Source organism: Bacillus sp. LK2, from assembly GCF_001043575.1.
GTDB lineage: Bacteria > Bacillota > Bacilli > Bacillales > Bacillaceae_G > Bacillus_A > Bacillus_A paramycoides.
The window spans coordinates 148,734-167,052 of sequence record NZ_LDUK01000002.1 but is presented as its reverse complement, the minus strand read 5'-3'; the positions used below and the strand labels follow the sequence as shown (position 1 = coordinate 167,052).

Annotated in this window: 15 protein-coding genes and 2 pseudogenes; 3 read left to right on the top strand and 14 right to left on the bottom strand. The window is 36.7% G+C overall.

Annotation, left to right across the window (positions count from 1 at the left end; genetic code table 11):
• Window positions 1-13 precede the first annotated feature (13 nt).
• From VK90_RS02665 to secA, 6 genes are all read right to left on the bottom strand, one after another.
• Window positions 14-1,450 carry a S41 family peptidase gene (locus tag VK90_RS02665; protein ID WP_082147755.1) on the bottom strand — a complete coding sequence of 479 codons (1,437 nt, stop codon included), beginning with the start codon at window positions 1,448-1,450 and terminating at the stop codon, window positions 14-16.
• 118 nt (window positions 1,451-1,568) lie between these two features.
• Window positions 1,569-2,462 carry a permease-like cell division protein FtsX gene (gene ftsX, locus VK90_RS02660; RefSeq protein WP_002174205.1) on the bottom strand — a complete coding sequence of 298 codons (894 nt, stop codon included), beginning with the start codon at window positions 2,460-2,462 and terminating at the stop codon, window positions 1,569-1,571.
• Window positions 2,452-3,138 (bottom strand): cell division ATP-binding protein FtsE, encoded by a 687-nt coding sequence (gene ftsE / locus VK90_RS02655; protein WP_033795390.1) that lies wholly within the window; start codon window positions 3,136-3,138, stop codon window positions 2,452-2,454. Before ftsE ends, ftsX begins: the two co-directional genes overlap by 11 nt.
• Before the next feature lie 476 nt (window positions 3,139-3,614).
• The gene (gene cccB / locus VK90_RS02650; RefSeq protein ID WP_025148195.1) at window positions 3,615-3,938 is read right to left on the bottom strand and encodes a cytochrome c551; all 324 of its coding nucleotides are present in this window, start codon (window positions 3,936-3,938) and stop codon (window positions 3,615-3,617) included.
• 431 nt (window positions 3,939-4,369) lie between these two features.
• A protein-coding gene (prfB, locus tag VK90_RS02645) for a peptide chain release factor 2 (protein WP_156185344.1) occupies window positions 4,370-5,468 on the bottom strand; the annotation gives its coding sequence in 2 pieces (ribosomal slippage) (window positions 4,370-5,395 and window positions 5,397-5,468; 1,098 coding nt in all).
• Between the two features lie 128 nt (window positions 5,469-5,596).
• A complete protein-coding gene (secA, locus tag VK90_RS02640) occupies window positions 5,597-8,104 on the bottom strand; it encodes a preprotein translocase subunit SecA (RefSeq protein WP_048370263.1) in 2,508 nt (835 codons plus the stop codon).
• Between the two features lie 283 nt (window positions 8,105-8,387).
• On the opposite strand from secA, the pseudogene VK90_RS27930 reads away from it, so the two are divergent.
• A pseudogene (locus VK90_RS27930) lies at window positions 8,388-8,590 on the top strand (VOC family protein); the annotation flags it as partial.
• A 110-nt stretch (window positions 8,591-8,700) separates the two neighbouring features.
• Here the strand turns inward: VK90_RS27930 and hpf are convergent.
• The 7 genes and pseudogenes from hpf to VK90_RS02605 all read right to left on the bottom strand — a co-directional run bounded on the left by hpf (window position 8,701) and on the right by VK90_RS02605 (window position 14,951).
• Window positions 8,701-9,243, bottom strand: a complete 543-nt coding sequence (gene hpf, locus VK90_RS02635; RefSeq protein WP_002174210.1) for a ribosome hibernation-promoting factor, HPF/YfiA family — start codon at window positions 9,241-9,243, stop codon at window positions 8,701-8,703.
• Window positions 9,244-9,565: 322 nt separating this feature from the next.
• On the bottom strand, window positions 9,566-9,763 hold the full coding sequence (locus VK90_RS02630) for a cold shock domain-containing protein (protein WP_033795393.1): 198 nt from the start codon (window positions 9,761-9,763) through the stop codon (window positions 9,566-9,568).
• Window positions 9,764-9,889: 126 nt separating this feature from the next.
• A complete protein-coding gene (locus tag VK90_RS02625; RefSeq protein ID WP_048370262.1) occupies window positions 9,890-10,594 on the bottom strand; it encodes a ComF family protein in 705 nt (234 codons plus the stop codon).
• Window positions 10,594-11,943 carry an ATP-dependent helicase ComFA gene (comFA, locus tag VK90_RS02620; RefSeq protein ID WP_048370373.1) on the bottom strand — a complete coding sequence of 450 codons (1,350 nt, stop codon included), beginning with the start codon at window positions 11,941-11,943 and terminating at the stop codon, window positions 10,594-10,596. The genes VK90_RS02625 and comFA overlap by 1 nt, the downstream gene beginning before the upstream one ends.
• Before the next feature lie 127 nt (window positions 11,944-12,070).
• Window positions 12,071-13,418, bottom strand: a pseudogene (locus tag VK90_RS02615) (C40 family peptidase).
• 203 nt (window positions 13,419-13,621) lie between these two features.
• Window positions 13,622-13,936: a winged helix-turn-helix transcriptional regulator gene (locus tag VK90_RS02610; RefSeq protein WP_025148190.1), complete on the bottom strand. Its 315-nt coding sequence runs from the start codon at window positions 13,934-13,936 to the stop codon at window positions 13,622-13,624.
• Between the two features lie 172 nt (window positions 13,937-14,108).
• Window positions 14,109-14,951: a DegV family protein gene (locus VK90_RS02605; RefSeq protein WP_048370257.1), complete on the bottom strand. Its 843-nt coding sequence runs from the start codon at window positions 14,949-14,951 to the stop codon at window positions 14,109-14,111.
• Between the two features lie 238 nt (window positions 14,952-15,189).
• On the opposite strand from VK90_RS02605, the gene VK90_RS02600 reads away from it, so the two are divergent.
• A complete protein-coding gene (locus VK90_RS02600; protein WP_048370255.1) occupies window positions 15,190-15,825 on the top strand; it encodes a YigZ family protein in 636 nt (211 codons plus the stop codon).
• 74 nt (window positions 15,826-15,899) lie between these two features.
• Window positions 15,900-17,027, top strand: a complete 1,128-nt coding sequence (locus VK90_RS02595) for an LCP family protein (RefSeq protein WP_048370253.1) — start codon at window positions 15,900-15,902, stop codon at window positions 17,025-17,027.
• A gap of 108 nt (window positions 17,028-17,135) precedes the next feature.
• Here the strand turns inward: VK90_RS02595 and wecB are convergent, their stop codons facing one another.
• Window positions 17,136-18,251 carry a non-hydrolyzing UDP-N-acetylglucosamine 2-epimerase gene (wecB, locus tag VK90_RS02590; protein WP_002174219.1) on the bottom strand — a complete coding sequence of 372 codons (1,116 nt, stop codon included), beginning with the start codon at window positions 18,249-18,251 and terminating at the stop codon, window positions 17,136-17,138.
• Window positions 18,252-18,319: the final 68 nt, after the last annotated feature.

The window sequence follows — 18,319 nt, the reverse complement described above, 5'->3', positions numbered from 1 at the left end:
GTGCCTGTATTTCTTATTTCACTATTAATTTCAATGCTGTTTGTAATTGTAAATCATTTTCTCCAGAACGGATTTTTTCAATAATTTTAGTTTGAATCGCTTCAGCTGTCTTTTTATCAAGTTGTCCTGTCGCTTCCATCTCATTCGCATTTTGGAATGCTTTCAGTGCTGATTCTGTCTCTTTACTAAAGTATCCATCTTCACGGCCTGGTACATATCCTAAGCTCTTAAGCATTTCTTGCGCGTGTTTTACTTGCACATCATTTGCATTGTATGAAAGTGTCTTTTCAATTTGAATTGGTGTCGCATGATAATAATCTGGTTGCTTCACTTCTACAGTTGGCGCAATTCCTTTTTTATGAATCCAATTGCCGTCTGGTGTTAACCATTTAAACATCGTTAATTTAATGTTACTGCCATCTTTAAATGGAACAGCTTGCTGGACAGTACCTTTACCAAACGTTTTTTCACCAATTAAATCGTAGCCTTCTCCCTCTTTCAGCGCACCCGCTAAAATCTCTGAAGCAGAAGCACTTCCATTATCAATCAATACCGAAATTGGATAAGGCTTTCTCTCTTTAAGTTCCGTAGAGAATTTCTTCTTCTGACCATTTCGCTCTTCTACTTGTAGCATTGGCTTTTTATTCGTCATGATTTCCCCTAGTATATCTTCTACGCTATTTAAATAACCGCCAGGATTACCACGCACGTCAATAACTAAGCCTTTTATATTTTTCTTCTCTAACTCTTTTAACTGATCCTTAAATTCTTTCGCAGTATTTTCAGCGAAAGAAGTAATTTGCATATAACCGATATCTTTTCCGCTCTCTTGCTTTACAGAACTAAATACAGTAAAAATCGGAATCTTTTCACGCTTAATTTTAAATTCTATCGGATCAGCCACTCCTGCACGCTTAATTTCAATTGCAACAGTCGTTCCTTTTTTACCACGAATTTTTAATACTGCTTCTTCTCGTGATAAGTCTTTCACACTATTTCCATCTACAGATAAAATTTGGTCATTCGGTTTAATTCCTACCTTTTCTGCTGGTGAACCTTTAATTGGCGATACGATAATAAGCTTACCGTCCGTTTTGTTCACTTCAGCTCCAATCCCTTCAAGTTCAGGATCCAGTGACTGACTAAACTGTTTTGCCGTTTCTTTATCCATATACGTGGAATAAGGGTCCTTCAGCGTAGACAACATTCCTTGTATTGCACCTTCGACTAACTTGTCGTCTTTCACGTCTTCCACATAACGTGAATCAATTAGTGCATACGCCTCATTAATCTTTGCCAAATTCCCTTGCGCTGTGCCAGCATTGCCATTCGATACTGTTTGCGTTACATACGCTGGGTTTATCCCAAACAAGTACATACCGCCAAACATACCGCCAGCACCAATTAAAAATGCAACAACCATTCCAATAATTGCAACTCTACGTTTCAATGCGGAATTCCCCTTTCCAGAACACACAGGTGGTGTAGCAAAAGGCATCACACGATGTGTGATGCCTTTACCTATTTCTACTATATGATAAGCTTGTACGAATTATGTTTGCAACTTTTTATACTTTTAAGAAGCGACGAATTGACATTACACTTCCCCACATACCGATTAATGCACCGATTAACACTAATAAACCAGCTAATTGGAATACGAATGGGTTGTATGGTAGAAGCTCAAAAATTGTTCCGCCAAGTTTTTCATTAAACACACCTTGTAGTGAATTATATATAACTAAAATTACACCAATTGGAATAATTGATCCTAATACTCCTAGGAATAATCCCTCTAACAAGAACGGCCAACGAATAAACCAGTTTGTTGCACCAACAAGTTTCATAATTTCAATCTCAGTACTACGAGCATAAATTGTAATTTTAATTGTGTTAGAGATTAAGAACATCGCTGTGAATAGAAGACCAGCAATTAACAGGATCCCGATGTTACGACCAGTTTTTACAGTATCAAATAATTTTTCAACTTGACCTTTACCGTATTGAACATTACTTACAAACTGCATTTTCTCAATCTTTTTCGCAATTGTTGCCGTATCTGTTGGTTCTTTCGCCTTTACAACAAATACGTCTTTCAGTGGGTTATCTTGCTCAAATAACTCGAACGTTTTCCCACTATCGCCTAAGCTTTTAATTAAACGTTTCAACTCTTCTTCTTTAGAAGAATATTTAATAGAATCTACTTTCGAAATCTTACCCATATCTTCTTCTAATTTCTTTTGATCAGCTTCTTTTGCCGCTGGATCAATATGCACACGAATTTCTACATCTTGCTCTACTTTCGTCGCAAAATGGTTCATATTCATAATCGCTGTTAAAAAGACACCTACAAGTAATAATGTAACTGTTACTGCACTTACAGAAGCAAATGTCATCCATCCGTTACGGGATAGATTTTTTACACCTTCTCGCAAATGTCGACTAAGGGTATTAGTCTTCATATCCGTATCCTCCCTCAATCTCGTCTCGAACAATTTTTCCGCCTTCAATCGCAATTACACGATGACGAATTGTATTTACGATATCTGCGTTATGTGTCGCCATAACAATCGTTGTACCACGCTCATTAATGCGTGTGAAAATCTTCATAATATCAAGAGCCGTTTCAATATCTAAGTTACCTGTTGGCTCATCGGCAATTACAACCTTTGGTCTATTTACAATCGCTCTTGCAATAGCCACACGTTGTTGCTCTCCGCCTGAAAGTTCACTTGGAAGTGCATCTGCACGATCATCTAGACCTACAAGACCTAACACTTCTGTAACACGTTCACGAATCGCATCTGGCTCTTCTTCAATTACTTCTAAAGCAAACGCAACATTCTCATATACCGTTAATTTAGGTAGCAATTTAAAATCTTGGAAGATCACGCCTAATTGACGACGGAAATACGGAACATCTCTTTCTGCTAATGTTTCAATTACAAGTCCATTTACATTAATTGATCCTGTAGATGGTTTCTCTTCACGATACATCATTTTAATAAATGTAGATTTTCCGGCTCCACTCGGTCCAACTACGTATACGAATTCACCTTGTTTAATGTTAACTGTGAGACCAGCAATGGCTTTCATACCATTCGGATACTCCTTATAAACATTCGTCATTTTTATCATTATTTATCACCCAATACTTAATGATTTTTTTTTCGAAATACTTTTCTGTACATTTGAAAATAAAATAAAAACTTTTATTCTCTGTTTACCATTCTTGTTGAAGGCAGCTTCCTTACATGCCTTTTATTAGCAACGCTGCTCTATGTAATATATTTCATCAAAATTCTACAAACCTCATTGTAACATCAATCGGTTTCCAGTTCGGATACATTTTTGTTACAGTTATGTTACATCCTGATAAAGTGAAACTTTAATTAGTGGGGGTTTTGTTCATCCCCCACTGATTATTAGTTGAACCAATCGGGTGTTTACGGGCAGTTGATCTCCCACCTAACTCCTTTGCTTTACAGCTGAATTTTGAGGTGGGAGTCTTACCGCCCGCAAATAGCGGGATAAAGGGAAACGAGCTGACATAGTTCTTAACCTATATCGTTTTTAGGTAAGATCCTATAATCAACTCGTCTATTTCACCTTTTTTATTTATGTTCAGCTAACCATTCAGCTACTTTTTTTGCGTCCTCACCTTGAATAAGTCCAGGTGACATTGCGCCGCGACCTTTTTTAATAATTTCTTCGATATCTGCAGCTTCATACTTACCGCCTACTTTTCTTAAATCAGGTCCAGTTGCTCCTGATAAATCTTTCGCGTGACAACCTGCACAACTTTTTTGGAAAATTTGTTCTGCACTATCTGTACTTGCAGATTGATTTGAAGACTTAGTCTCTTCTTTATTTCCACATGCCCCTAAAGCAAAAACGACTGATGTCCCTAACGCAATAGCCAACAATTTCTTTTTCACTTCTATCGCTCCCCATTGTTGATATTCTTCATACACACTCATTATTCATTATAAGCATTATCTTTATATAGAAAAACTAAGGTATATTTCATATTTTTCACAAATATAGTGAGAAGCCTAATAAAATAAAGCTTTCACAAATTGTTTCAATTCTGTGAACACCTTAGAAAGTTCTATAAAGAACCTCTTTCTCCAAACAAAATCAGAGAAATCCCATATAAAGTCCTACTCCATTACCGCCCTGTTTTACTATTTTCTACTTTTTACAAAACAATATACGGCATTATATGCTACATATAATCTCATCAAAAAGAGAAGTTGTCGTTTCCAACTTCTCTTCCTCTTTATTTCATCAATATAAATAAGATAAACCTCTTTATATCCTCTTTTACCTCAGCATGTGCCAACAATTCTGTTGGCTTTTTCTCTTATTAAATGCGAGAACGTAAATAAGCATCAATAAATGGATCAATTTCTCCATCCATAACTGCTTGTACGTTACCCACCTCTGTATTTGTACGGTGGTCTTTTACAAGAGAATACGGGTGGAATACGTAAGAACGGATTTGGCTACCCCATCCGATTTCTTTTTGCTCCCCGCGGATTTCATCTAATTGTGCTTGTTGCTCTTCTAGTTTCTTTTGATATAACTTCGCTTTCAACATTTTCATTGCGTGCTCACGGTTTTTAATTTGAGAACGCTCTGACTGACATGTTACAACCGTATTTGTCGGTGTATGTGTAATACGAACTGCTGAATCTGTCGTATTAATGTGCTGTCCACCTGCACCACTTGCACGGTACGTATCTATTTTTAAATCTTCTGTACGCACTTCAATTTCAACTTCATCATTAAACTCAGGTACAACTTCACAAGATACGAATGATGTATGACGACGACCTGAAGAGTCGAACGGTGAAATACGTACAAGACGATGTACACCTTTCTCTGCTTTCAAGTAACCGTAAGCATTATGCCCTTTAATTAATAGTGTAACACTCTTAATACCAGCTTCATCGCCCGGTAAGTAGTCAACCGTTTCTACTTTAAATCCACGTTTTTCAGCCCAGCGCGTGTACATACGTAATAACATAGAACCCCAGTCCTGTGACTCTGTTCCACCTGCACCTGGGTGTAATTCTAAAATGGCGTTATTTTTATCATAAGGATCGCTTAGTAATAACTGAAGCTCATACTCATTCATTTCTTGAATTAAAGATTTCACTTCAGATTCTAGTTCCTCATGTAAATCTTCATCGTACTCTTCTTTAAGTAATTCATGCGTTATTTCTAAGTTTTCGAACGTCTCATCTAACTGACGGAACTTTCCAACCATGTCTTTTAACGCATTAGCCTCGTTGATTACAGTTTGTGCGCCTTGTTGGTCATCCCAAAATCCTGCGCCCATCATCGTTTCTTCTAATTCTGCAATTTGTTTCTCCTTAGTAGGAAGGTCAAAGAGACCCCCTAAAAGCCGCTAATCTCTTAGCCATTTTCTCTAATTCTTGTCTAATTTCTACTAATTCCATTTCCTTCACCTCTATGTAATTGCTGTTACTTTCATATGAAAACAAGGGAAACTCTCTCCGCTTATTACGGAGAGAGTTTAATCCCTTTTTACTATAATTTGCAAAGCAGTCTAAGCTACAGTTTCATATTACTTCCCAATACCACAGCAGTTTTTATATTTCTTGCCACTACCGCACTTACATAAATCATTACGGCCTACTTGATCACCTTTTACAACCGGTTTTTTCTTCGCCTCTTCGCCATCGCTTGATGGATGAATAGCTTCACCTTGAACAACTTCTTGGCGCTCTAGGTTTTGCTCAATTTCAGCCTTCATAATATAGCGAGAAATTTCCTCTTCAATAGAAGCAATCATCGATTCGAACATTGCGAATCCTTCCATTTGGTATTCACGAAGTGGGTCGATTTGTCCATAAGCACGTAAATGAATACCTTCACGAAGTTGATCCATTGCATCGATATGATCTGTCCATTTCGTATCTACAACACGGAATACAACAACTTTTTCGAATTCACGCGTCTGCTCTTCAGGGAGAAGTTTTTCTCTTTCGTTATAACGCTCTAATAATTTCGCGATGATTAATTCGCTCATTTCTTCTGGAGCAAGGCGACGTAACTCTTCTTCTTTTACGTCTCCTTCTTCAAGAAGGTTTGTGTTTAAGTAATCGACAAGACCTTTAATGTTCCAATCTTCCTCGATTTCTTCTTGCGTATGAAGTGCAACAGCACGTTCTATCGTAGATTTCATCATACCTTCAATAATGCTGCGTAAGTTCTCTGAATCCATTACTTCTTGACGCTGCTTGTAAATTACCTCACGTTGTTGACGAAGTACATCGTCGTATTGTAGCAGTTGTTTACGTGCATCATAGTTATTTCCTTCTACACGTTTTTGTGCAGATTCTACAGCACGAGAAACCATTTTACTTTCGATTGGCTGTGAATCATCCATACCAAGACGATCCATCATCGCTTTCATATTGTCAGAACCGAAGCGGCGCATTAGTTCATCTTCCATTGATAAGTAGAACTGTGTTACACCAGGGTCCCCTTGACGACCAGCACGACCACGTAACTGATTATCAATACGACGGCTTTCGTGACGCTCTGTACCGATAACTGCTAGACCAACGTTTTTAATATCGTCGCCTAACTTAATATCCGTACCACGACCAGCCATATTCGTCGCAATTGTTACAGCGCCTTTACTACCAGCTTCTGCAATGATATCTGCTTCACGCGCATGGTTTTTTGCGTTTAAGATGTTATGACGTACACCTTTACGTGTTAACATTTTTGAAATAAGCTCTGACGTTTCAATTGCAACTGTACCAACAAGAATAGGTTGCCCTTGTTTGTGACGCTTTACAATATCCTCAACAACTGCATTGAATTTACCTTCCATTGATTTGAAGATTAGATCAGCACGGTCATCACGAATAATATCTTTGTTCGTTGGAATTACGATAACATTCATATTGTAAATACTACGGAATTCTTCTTCTTCCGTTTTCGCTGTACCAGTCATACCAGATAACTTTTCGTACATACGGAAGTAGTTTTGGAACGTAATTGTTGCAAGCGTCATACTTTCATTTTGAATTTCTACGCCCTCTTTTGCTTCAATAGCTTGGTGTAAACCTTCGCTATAACGACGACCTTTCATAAGACGACCAGTGAATTGGTCTACAATTACGATTTCGCCTTCTTGTACAACATAATCTGTATCACGGTGCATAACAACGTGTGCACGCAGCCCCTGATTAATATGGTGAAGAAGTGCGACATGTTTTAAATCGAATAAGTTATCAATATGGAAAGCTTTCTCAGCTTTCGTAATACCATCTTCTGTTAACATTACATTTTTCGTTTTCACATCAAATGAATACTCTTTTTCATTTTCTAATGTACGAACGAATGCATTTGCAAACATGTATAGCTCTGTTGACTTTTGAGCTTGTCCAGAAATAATAAGCGGCGTACGTGCTTCATCGACTAAAATAGAATCGACTTCATCGATGATAGCAAAATGAAGCGGACGCTGAACGCACTGCTCTCTATATAACACCATGTTGTCACGTAAGTAATCGAATCCAAGCTCATTATTTGTGCTATACGTAATATCAGCAGCATAAGCAGCTTGCTTCTCTTCACGTGACATACTGTTTAAGTTAATTCCTACTGTTAAACCAAGGAACTCATGTAGCTGTCCCATTTCACTCGCATCACGTTGTGCTAAATATTCATTGACTGTAACAACGTGAACACCTTTTCCTGTTAAAGCATTTAGATATACAGGTAAAGTAGACGTTAACGTTTTACCTTCACCCGTTTTCATCTCAGAGATATTTCCTTCATGTAAGGCAATACCACCCATTAGCTGCACACCATATGGACGCATTCCAAGAACACGAGTTGCGGCTTCACGAACAACTGCAAAAGCTTCAGGAAGTAGATCATCTACTGTCTCACCTTTTGTTAGACGTTCTTTAAATTCAAGCGTCTTCCCTTTTAATTGCTCATCAGTTAGTGGCTTAATAGATGATTCTAATGCATCAATCTTCTCCACTGTCTTCTGCATACGTTTAATTTGGCGTTGGTTGACATCAAACACCTTTTTTAAAATACCGATCATAGGAAATACGCTCCTCTTTTTATTAAAATAAAACTTCTGATTGCTTTCTTTTTCTCTTTACAATCAGTCGTTATAAAAATCAAATTTATGTTATGCCAATTTTTCTCCTAATTAAAAAAACTAAAATGTATAAACCTAATGATAATTGTAACACTTGTCTTATAACTATGACAACAATCGTCCAAATGTCGGGCCTAGTTTCAGGAATTTTTTTCAGCTACAATCCCTACTATTTTATTTAAGCTGTTCAAACAAACTAAATCTTGCTATTACAAATTGTTCATTCAATCTCAGTAACAACTTATCTTTATGTATTCAATCTAAAGATTTCCAAACCATTGAAGCACTCAATCACAATCTAATTCAACATGATGAAGTTCATATTTTAACACCTTTTAAAAAAACTCGTTCAGCCCTGATTATGCCATTATTCGAGATCCTTTTGGAATAGTAATACAATTGACAGTAACGAGACATGACTTCTAAATCTCATTACGAATGAGCTGTTTAAATTCATATCGATATTACGAAATACGAAAACAAAAATATATAAAAAAGAAAAAAGCGCAGCCTCTTTCGGCTGCGCTTTTGAATTATTATTTTGTTTCGATTAAACCATATTTTCCATCTTTACGGCCATATACAACATTAGTTTCATTTGTATCCGCATTTGTGAAGACGAAGAAATTATGTCCTAGCATATCCATTTGTAAGATCGCTTCTTCAACGTCCATCGGTTTTAAATCGAATCGTTTTGTACGTACAAGTTCTAATTCATCCTCTTCTACCTCATCCAGAACAGCTACTGCTTCTGGAAGGATAAAGTTGTTTTTAACAGAACCCTTTTCACGTAATTTACGGTTTACTTTTGTTTTATGTTTACGAATTTGTCGCTCAATTTTATCAACTACTAAATCAATTGCAGCGTACATATCGCTATTTGTTTCTTCTGCACGAAGTAATAAATCTGTAAATGGAATTGTTACCTCGATACGTTGCTTGTCAGAGTATACTTTTAAATTAACCTTAATCTCTGGGAATGTATCAAAATAGCGCTCTAATTTACTTAGCTTTTTCTCTACATATTCCTTTAATGCTGGAGTTACTTCAATATTTTCACCACGAATGTTGAATTTCATAGATGAATTCCTCCTTTCAAGCCTATGTACTATAATTTCGACACTGGCTTAAAAACTCCTTCTAACTTTTTTAAAAAAATTAGTGGAATTGCGATTTTTTTATCATTTTTTGTTGAAATGAAAAGATGCATCGTTTCTATCTTTATTTTATCCTATTAACATCGTGAATAACGAATGTAACTGTGGACAATTCGTTACAGAAAAGAAACAACTTTTTGACAACTCTCCCTACAACAAAAAAACCCTTGTTACAAACAAGAGCTTCCATAATTTATAAAATGCTGCCACAAATACAGCTTTATCTTTTCCAAAAACGTAATTTTTACAACTTCACAACATTAGCCGCTTGTGGTCCACGTGCGCCATCAACAATATCAAACTGCACTTGTTGCCCTTCTTCTAACGACTTATATCCTTCTTGTTGAATAGCAGAAAAATGGACAAAAACATCGTCACCATTTTCACGCTCAATAAACCCAAATCCCTTTTCTGAATTGAACCATTTTACTCTTCCTTGCATGTTCATTCCATTCCCTTCACTCTAAAAATCAGGGCATTCGCCCCATAGTCTGACTATAACGAATGACAAGATCGTAAGTCAAAGAAGACCTGTCGTCTTTTTATTACCCCTTTCGACATTTACATATTAACCTCTGCAAAGTGTCAAACAAGAAACCTCCCTCGCTCCTCTATCATACAAAAGACTTCCAATTTGCCTAACTGTAATTCCTGTCGTATACACATCATCAACGATTAAAACATGTTGCCCATGAAACATCTCTTCTCCCTGAAAATAAAAAGGATTACTTCCCGCCATCCTTTCTTTGCGCTTCTTCTTACTTTGCTTTTCTGTTTCTATCCTTCTTAATGATGTATAAGACATTTTGACAGGCAAACAAGAAGCTAGTAACTCAGCTTGATTAAAACCACGTTCGTATTCTCGTTCTTCACTAAGCGGAACAGAAATAACAACTGAAACATTCGCAAAATATTTTTGAAAAAGCCTTCGAAAAGACTGATAGAAAATATGAACTAATTCAGCATCTCCTCGAAACTTAAACTGTGCTAATATTTCTTTCATCCCTTCATTGTACACACACAACGAACGATTTATGAGAGACGGAAACCTCTCCTCGTCCATCCATCTTATGCAATCCGTGCAAGTATCACTGTTTTTATATTCAGCTGGCACAAGTTCTAAAAGCCGACCACACTCTCTACAAATATCTCCTATAATATAGGAAAGTTTTTGTTCGCATCTATCACATATATACTCTTTATGAAGCTTAACAAAAAAAGTGTACCAACTAATCGCGTATGAAATATGCTCATCACAAAGTAGACAATGCATTAATCTATCAATCCTTGTTCTTTAGCATTTTTATTCATGCTTTGAATATGTTTTTTCGCGCGTACCATCGCCTCTGTCTTTCCATAATGAAAATAGATGACCTCTCCATGAGGTTCATCAAAACTTCTACCAGCACGCCCTGCAACTTGAACGAGAGCACTTTCTGAAAATATTTTTTCTTCTGCTCCTAAAACTGCTACTTGTAAATTCTTCACGGTTACCCCTCGTTCCAAAATCGTCGTTGTAACTAATAAAGGAATTTCTCCCTTTCGAAAAGCCGCTACCTTTTCTTTTCTCTTCGGATCTTCTGCATGCACACCATCAATTTGGCTGTTTATTAATTTTAATAACAAGCTGATTTCTTCTACGTATCGCACATGAGGAACAAATAAAAAAATGGGATATTGTTTACATAAGTACATATTTAGCCATTGCAATAAAACACAAGGGATCTTTTTACGCATGAGGTCTTTTTTCCAATTTCCACACCACCGAAATACCGGAACTGGCAAGGAATGACGATGATAACGTCCTGAAATAATAACCCCTTTTTGCTTACCACTTCGCAACTTCCGCTTCCACTTTTCATCTGGAGTTGCTGTTAAATAAATACGTGCCGCTTTCTCTTTCATTGCTTGTTTTACTGCGTAATGTAACATCTTATCCGCATGATATGGAAAAGCATCTATCTCATCTACAATCATGACATGAAACGATTTATAGTAACGTAACAATTGATGCGTAGTTGAAACGACTAACACTGCATCTTTTTCACGATCTAAACTCTCTCCGTACAAAGCCGCTACATTTATATTTGGAAACGCTTCTTGTAACCTTGGCGCTAATTCAAGTACAACATCTGTTCTCGGCGTTGCAATACAAACTCTCTCTCCCTTTTGAAGTGCCTCTGCAATTCCATGAAACAACATTTCCGTCTTCCCAGCCCCGCACACAGCCCAAATAAAGAATGATTCTTTCCGTTTAACAGCTTCAACGACACCTTGTGCAGCCAATTCCTGTCCAGCAGACAAAACTCCTTTCCAACGTAACGGATTCAAGTAATTTTCTCCTTTTATTTCAGCTATCCCGCGAACAAGTACAGCACATTCGCTCACACGCCCCATCGTTACGCACTTTCGGCAATACGTACAGTCCCTATTGCACCTTTTACATAAAAATGACGCAAATAGTCGCTGCTCTATATTTCCGCAGCGCTGGCACATATATTTAGAAGACTTCTTAATTACACCTTGTACACAAACGACTTCTCGATTCCTTTTCAAATGATTTAATTCACCCTGCAAATCTGAAGAGATTTCTTCTAATAGTAACTGTTTCCCGGCTAACATCATAAACCACCTCCAGCACTACTATAAATTCTTCTCATAATCTCGTAAAAACTCAAAAAAGCCGATAACCTACTTATAAAATAGTAAGCTATCGACTTTATACACGTGTTTTATTAAATTATAAATCCTAGAATCGACCGTATCCTAAGAAATGTTTCTGGTTGTAAGAACTGTTAATATCACCGTAAGCAATCCCTTTATCACTCGCATGAATCATTTGGCCATTCCCAACGTAAATACCGATGTGAGATGGACCTGCTTTATAAGTACCTTGGAAGAATACTAAATCTCCAGGTTGTGGGCTACTTACTTTAGAAACTGAGTTCCAATATCCATTAACGTCTTGACGACCTACACCAAAGACGTAAGAGATGAATCCACTACAGTCAAAACCGCCGTTTGATGGAGATGCACTTCCCCAAACATATGGCATACCTAAGTATTGTTGTGCTTTACCAATCACACCAGGAGCTGGTGCTGGTGCTGGTGCTGGTGCCGGCTCTGGTTGTTTCTTTTCTTTTTTAGGCTTTTCTTTTTTAGGCTCTTCTTTTTGAGCTTGTCCAGCATTGTTTGCTGGTGCCGCTGGTTGAGCAGGCGCTTGTGCTTCTTTTGCCTTAGCAGCTTGCTCTGCTTGTTTTTGAGCAGCAGCTTCTTGTGCAGCTTTTGCTTGTGCCTCTTCTTCAGCAATACGTTGTAATTGTAACGCTTGTTTCTCAAGATCTTTCAATTGACTTTCCGTACTTGTCATTGTAGTTACAACGGTATCCATTTTACCGCTTAAATCATTCACTGCAGTTTCTTTTTTCGCTTTTTCAGCGTCAAGTTCTTTCTTAGCAGTTTCAATTTGAGCTTGTGCTTCTTTTAATTCTTTTTGTTTTTCTTTTACTGTTTCAACATCTTTTTTCACGTTCACTTGATCTTCTTGTTGTGTTTTCATGATATCTTCGTCAGACTCAAGAATTTTAGACATAGAATTAAAGCGATCAACTAGATCTGCAATGTTTTTAGAGTTTACAAGAACTTCTGTTACAACGTTCGTGTTTGGTTGTTCTTGAAGTGCAACTAAACGTTTTCTCAATAACTCTTCACGTTTTGCAATTTTTGTTTGTAGTTCTGCAATATCTTTATTTTTCTTCTCGATTAATTGCTCAGTATCAGCAACTTTTTTTGTTGTTTCATCAAGTTTTGAAGCATTCTCTTGAACAGACTTATCTAAACCTTGAATTGTTTTGTTTAAGTCATTCATTTGTTTTTGTAATTCATCACGTTCTTGTTGTTGTTTATGTAAAGTGTCATTTTGTGTGTTAATTTGTGATTTCACGTCAGAAATTTTATCTTCTGCAAATACACTTGGTGTTAGCCCTGAAAACATTAACCCTGCAACTAATGCGCAAGATGCCATTTTTAGCTTTTTCATTTTATTTTTTACACCGCTTTCTTTTTTCTTTTTCCGTACTTAACCTATTAAATTTTATACCATAATTCGGGAGTTTTTTCGCCAATGTTACGGTTTTGTAAAATAAATGTAATATTACATTTGTCTCTATAGCAAAGTATATCTAATTTTGTATATATATGTAGAATTTTAAGAACGTTTCGCCATTTTTATACAAATAGAAAAAACGTAAGGGACTCCCTTACGTTTTGAAATTATACCAACATGAATGAGACTGAAACGTTACTTCATCCATTTCTCAGCCCAATTTTGGACTTCATTCATAACACTTTCCAACGCCTTCCCTTTATCAGTTAAACCATACTCGATTCTAACTGGTACTTCTGGGTAAACGTCACGAACTACGATACCTTCGCCTTCTAATTCCTTTAAACGTTCTGACAACATACGATCGCTCATATTAGGTATAATATCTGCGATTTCTCTAAAGCGTTTCGGCTCTTCCAACAAAGATTTAATAATTAAGCCAGTCCATTTCTTACTAAGCAATGTAAAAGCTGACTCAAATTTTGGACATAAACATGAATTATGCTCCATATGTTTCACCTCTCCTCTATTATAAGATAGTTTCTTGTAAAAAGTAAGTAATAAAACTTTCCTCATTATTTAATTTTACGTACATTTTACCATTTCCAAATATTAACTTGTCAAATTTTTATAAAACATCCGTAAAAAAACCCTCTTCAAAAAGAGAGCTTTTATATCTTTATTACTTCGTATACCAGCCTAAACCAAGTGCACCTTCACCCAAATGCGTGCCAATTACAGCTCCGAAATAACTCGTACGAATTATAACATGAGGGTATTGCTCTTCTAATTCTTTCTTCCATTCCTCAGCTTCCTCTTCACGATTTGCATGAATAATGACAGCTTCCATAGGTACACCTTTATTTGCCTGTTCATCAAAGATTTCAATGATGCGCTTCAACGCTTTTTTACGCGTACGAATTTTTTCGAATGGAATAATTACTTTATCTCTAAAATATAACACTGGTTTTACTTGTAACAAACTACCGATGAAAGCTTGTGCGCTATTTAATCGTCCCCCACGTTGTAAATGATGTAAATCATCCACTACAAAATAGGCATCCATCGTTTGCTTCATTTCATCGAAGCGAGCGATAATCTCTTCTGGCGTCTTGCCTTCACTTGCTAATTTCGCACCTTCACGTACGTAAAATCCTTGTACTTCACAACTAATTTCAGAGTCGTACGTATATACATTAATACCATCTACCATTTGTCCAGCTGTCGTTGCTGTTTGGTATGTACCACTAATTCCACTTGAAAGATGAATACTAATTACTGCATCATATTCTTTAGATAATTCTTCATATAACTCTAAAAACTTTCCAATTGCTGGCTGCGAAGTTTTCGGAAGTTCTTCCTGCTCACGTACTTTTACATAAAAATCATCTGCTGAAATTTCAGCTTCTTCTTGATAAGATTCCGTTCCAAACACAACGTTTAATGGAATCATATATATATTTAGTTCGTCACGAATATGCTTCGGTATATACGCTGTACTATCAGTAACAATAGCTGTTTTCATTTTCGTACCTGCCTTATAAAAAATTTTTATTCCCTAATTTTACACGAAAACCAAAAAAGGTGCACCAATACATGAAAATGCAGGTTAGAAATTATAATCACCATCTCGACAAATTACAACAAAAAGATAAAATAATCATCAAAAATTTCAACATATTTATAAAAAATGTTTGAATATAAAAACGCTCGCTTTTAAAATATAAAGTACTAGTCATTTTGAAGGATAGGGGCGTATACCATTGTTATTACAATATTTAACAGTTAAAGGCTACGGTGAGCACGAAATTGTTATTCAAAAATCCAGATTCATTTGCTATGTAAATCGATCCACAACTGAAGAGGAAGCCCAAGAATTTATACAAAAAATAAAAAAACAACATTGGAATGCAACACATAATTGTTCCGCATATTTAATCGGTGAACAAGATCAAATTCAAAAAGCAAACGATGACGGTGAACCAAGTGGTACCGCTGGTGTACCTATGTTAGAGGTATTAAAAAAACGAGGTCTAAAAGATACTGTCGTTGTCGTCACGCGCTATTTTGGTGGCATTAAGCTTGGTGCTGGTGGATTAATTCGTGCATATGGAAAATGTACAAGTGAAGGACTTAATCACGTAGGCATTGTTGAGCGGAAACTAATGCGCGTTATGCAAACAGAAATTGATTATACATTGCTTGGCAAAGTTGAAAATGAATTACGCAATTCAGAATATGCCATTAAAGATATACATTATCTCGAAAATGTCACATTTGATACGTATGTAGAAGAAAATCGAAAACAAACATTTACGAATTGGATGATTGAATTAACAAACGGGAAATGTACAATTAAAGAAGGAGATATGTTGTACTTAGAACAAGACGTTAACTAAGAATAGCTAACTTATCCACTTTAAAGATTAATGTAGTGAATTAATTCCCTACAAATGAACTAAGGAGATTATATATGGAAGAACGTTATTATCATCTCCAAAATAGCAGAATAAAAAAGAAACGTAGAAGAAAACTTTTCTACTTTCTTATTTTCGCATTTTTATTTGGTAGCGTAGGACTTTATATTTTAAATTCCTACTCTTCTCTCATGGGGATGTACAGTGGATTTAACCGTGAAAAATCGGATTTAAGAACCGAAGATGTAGCAATTACAAAGGAACCTTTTACAATCCTCATTATGGGAATAGAGGATTATGCAACAGACGGTCAAAATGGTCGTACAGACTCATTAATGTTTGCGACAGTCAATCCGAAAACTCAAAAGGTTTCGCTTATGAGTATTCCTCGTGATAGTCGAGTTCCAATTGTCGGAAAGGATAAAGAAGACAAAATTAACGCTGCGCATGCTTACGGTGGAGTAAAAATGGCAATCAAAACTGTCGAAGGTTTTCTAAAAGTTCCTGTAGACCATTATGTTAAAATTGATTTCCAAGGCTTTAAAGGTATCGTCGATGCTGTTGGCGGTGTTACAGTCGATGTTCCCTTCGATTTTTGGGAACGTTCTGATGTTGATTACGACAAAAAGATCCAATTTAAACAAGGTAAACAAGATTTAAACGGCGAAGAAGCACTTGCTTACGTCCGTATGCGAAAGCAGGATCCAAATGGCGATTATGGTCGGGCCGCTAGACAAAGACAATTACTAGCCGCTGTTGCTCAAAAACTAAATTCCGCCTCTACTGTATTTAAAATTAAAGATTTAACGACTGTCGTTGGAAAATATATAAAAACCGACATTCCTATTTCAGACGGACTTGCTCTTTACAGTAAACTCTCTGGATTTGATCCTTCTACAATACAAACGTTAAAAATTGAAGGAGAAGACAGAAAAATAGGCGGTATTTATTACTTCCTTCCGGATCCAATCAGTGTAGAGACGGCACGTAACGAAATTGAAAAGGAAATAGGAGAAAAAACAAAAGCCCCAACAGAGACTACGAAAAATGAGAATACAAATTCCGATTCAAATTCTAACTCCAGCGCAAAAGCAAAGAAGGAGCCGAGTGAGAACAAAACACCACCGCCTCCTCCCCCTTCTACAAATGCTCATGCAGAGTGGATTATGAGGAATCACCAATAATAAAAAAGAGCCAAATCACATACGATTTGGCTCTTTTTTCATTTATCCCGATTGGTGCGGGCTAATAATCAGTGGGGGATAAACACTCCCACTGATTAAAGTTTCACTTTACTTCTTGAAGTGTTGTAAAATCGCTTCTACAATACGCTCTGATGCACGGCCATCGCCGTAAGGATTAGATGCTTTCGCCATCTTATCATGAGCTTCTTTATTAGATAGTAATTCGTCAGCAAGCCCAAAGATTGTCTCTTCATCTGTTCCTGCTAATTTTAACGTACCTGCTTCAATACCCTCTGGACGCTCCGTCGTGTCACGAAGGACAAGAACTGGCACACCTAGTGATGGTGCTTCCTCTTGTACACCACCAGAATCAGTTAGCATTAAGTATGAACGAGCTGCAACGTTATGGAAATCAATTACATCTAGTGGCTCAATTAAATGAATGCGGCTATGCTCGCCTAAAATATCATTCGCTGTTTCACGAACAACGGGATTCATATGAACAGGGTATACAACTTGTACATCTTCATGCTTATCAACAAGACGCTTAATTGCACGGAACATATTACGCATTGGTTCACCTAGGTTTTCACGACGATGCGCTGTCATAAGCACAAGACGATCATTTCCAAGTTTCTCTAGTACAGGATGGCTATATGTTTCTTTTACAGTCGTTTTCAATGCGTCAATCGCTGTATTTCCTGTTACGAAAATGCTTGACTCATCTTTATTTTCTTTCTGTAAGTTCGTTGCTGATTTTGTTGTAGGTGAGAAATGGAGATCCGCCATTACACCTGTTAATTGGCGATTCATCTCTTCTGGATATGGAGAATATTTATCCCATGTACGAAGTCCTGCTTCAACATGTCCTACTGGAATTTGATTATAGAAAGCAGCTAAACTTGCGATAAATGTCGTCGTTGTATCACCATGTACAAGGACGATATCTGGCTTCGCTTCTTTCATTACTTTATCCAAACCTTCTAAACCACGTGTTGTAATATCGATTAAAGTTTGGCGATCTTTCATAATATTTAAATCGAAATCTGGCGTAATCCCAAAGATACTTAATACTTGATCTAACATTTGACGGTGTTGTGCTGTTACAGTCACAATCGATTCAATCTTTTCTGGGTGCTTTTGCAACTCTAATACAAGAGGTGCCATTTTAATTGCTTCTGGACGTGTCCCGAAAATTGTCATTACTTTTAAACGTTCAGTCATTTCATTGCCTCTTTTCTTTCACTAGTTACAACTTCTATTATGACATATCAGAATAGGCATGGGGAAAT

What these genes read in the sequence shown, in the direction of transcription:
- ftsE (WP_033795390.1), bottom strand. Translation starts at nt 3,138, where the DNA reads ATGATAAAAATGACGAATGTTTATAAGGAGTATCCGAATGGTATGAAA.
- VK90_RS02630 (WP_033795393.1), bottom strand. Translation starts at nt 9,763, where the DNA reads ATGCAAGGAAGAGTAAAATGGTTCAATTCAGAAAAGGGATTTGGGTTT.
- comFA (WP_048370373.1), bottom strand. Translation starts at nt 11,943, where the DNA reads ATGTTAGCCGGGAAACAGTTACTATTAGAAGAAATCTCTTCAGATTTG.
- VK90_RS02595 (WP_048370253.1), top strand. Translation starts at nt 15,900, where the DNA reads ATGGAAGAACGTTATTATCATCTCCAAAATAGCAGAATAAAAAAGAAA.
- VK90_RS02610 (WP_025148190.1), bottom strand. Translation starts at nt 13,936, where the DNA reads ATGGAGCATAATTCATGTTTATGTCCAAAATTTGAGTCAGCTTTTACA.
- hpf (WP_002174210.1), bottom strand. Translation starts at nt 9,243, where the DNA reads ATGAAATTCAACATTCGTGGTGAAAATATTGAAGTAACTCCAGCATTA.
- VK90_RS02625 (WP_048370262.1), bottom strand. Translation starts at nt 10,594, where the DNA reads ATGCATTGTCTACTTTGTGATGAGCATATTTCATACGCGATTAGTTGG.
- VK90_RS02605 (WP_048370257.1), bottom strand. Translation starts at nt 14,951, where the DNA reads ATGAAAACAGCTATTGTTACTGATAGTACAGCGTATATACCGAAGCAT.
- secA (WP_048370263.1), bottom strand. Translation starts at nt 8,104, where the DNA reads ATGATCGGTATTTTAAAAAAGGTGTTTGATGTCAACCAACGCCAAATT.
- ftsX (WP_002174205.1), bottom strand. Translation starts at nt 2,462, where the DNA reads ATGAAGACTAATACCCTTAGTCGACATTTGCGAGAAGGTGTAAAAAAT.
- wecB (WP_002174219.1), bottom strand. Translation starts at nt 18,251, where the DNA reads ATGACTGAACGTTTAAAAGTAATGACAATTTTCGGGACACGTCCAGAA.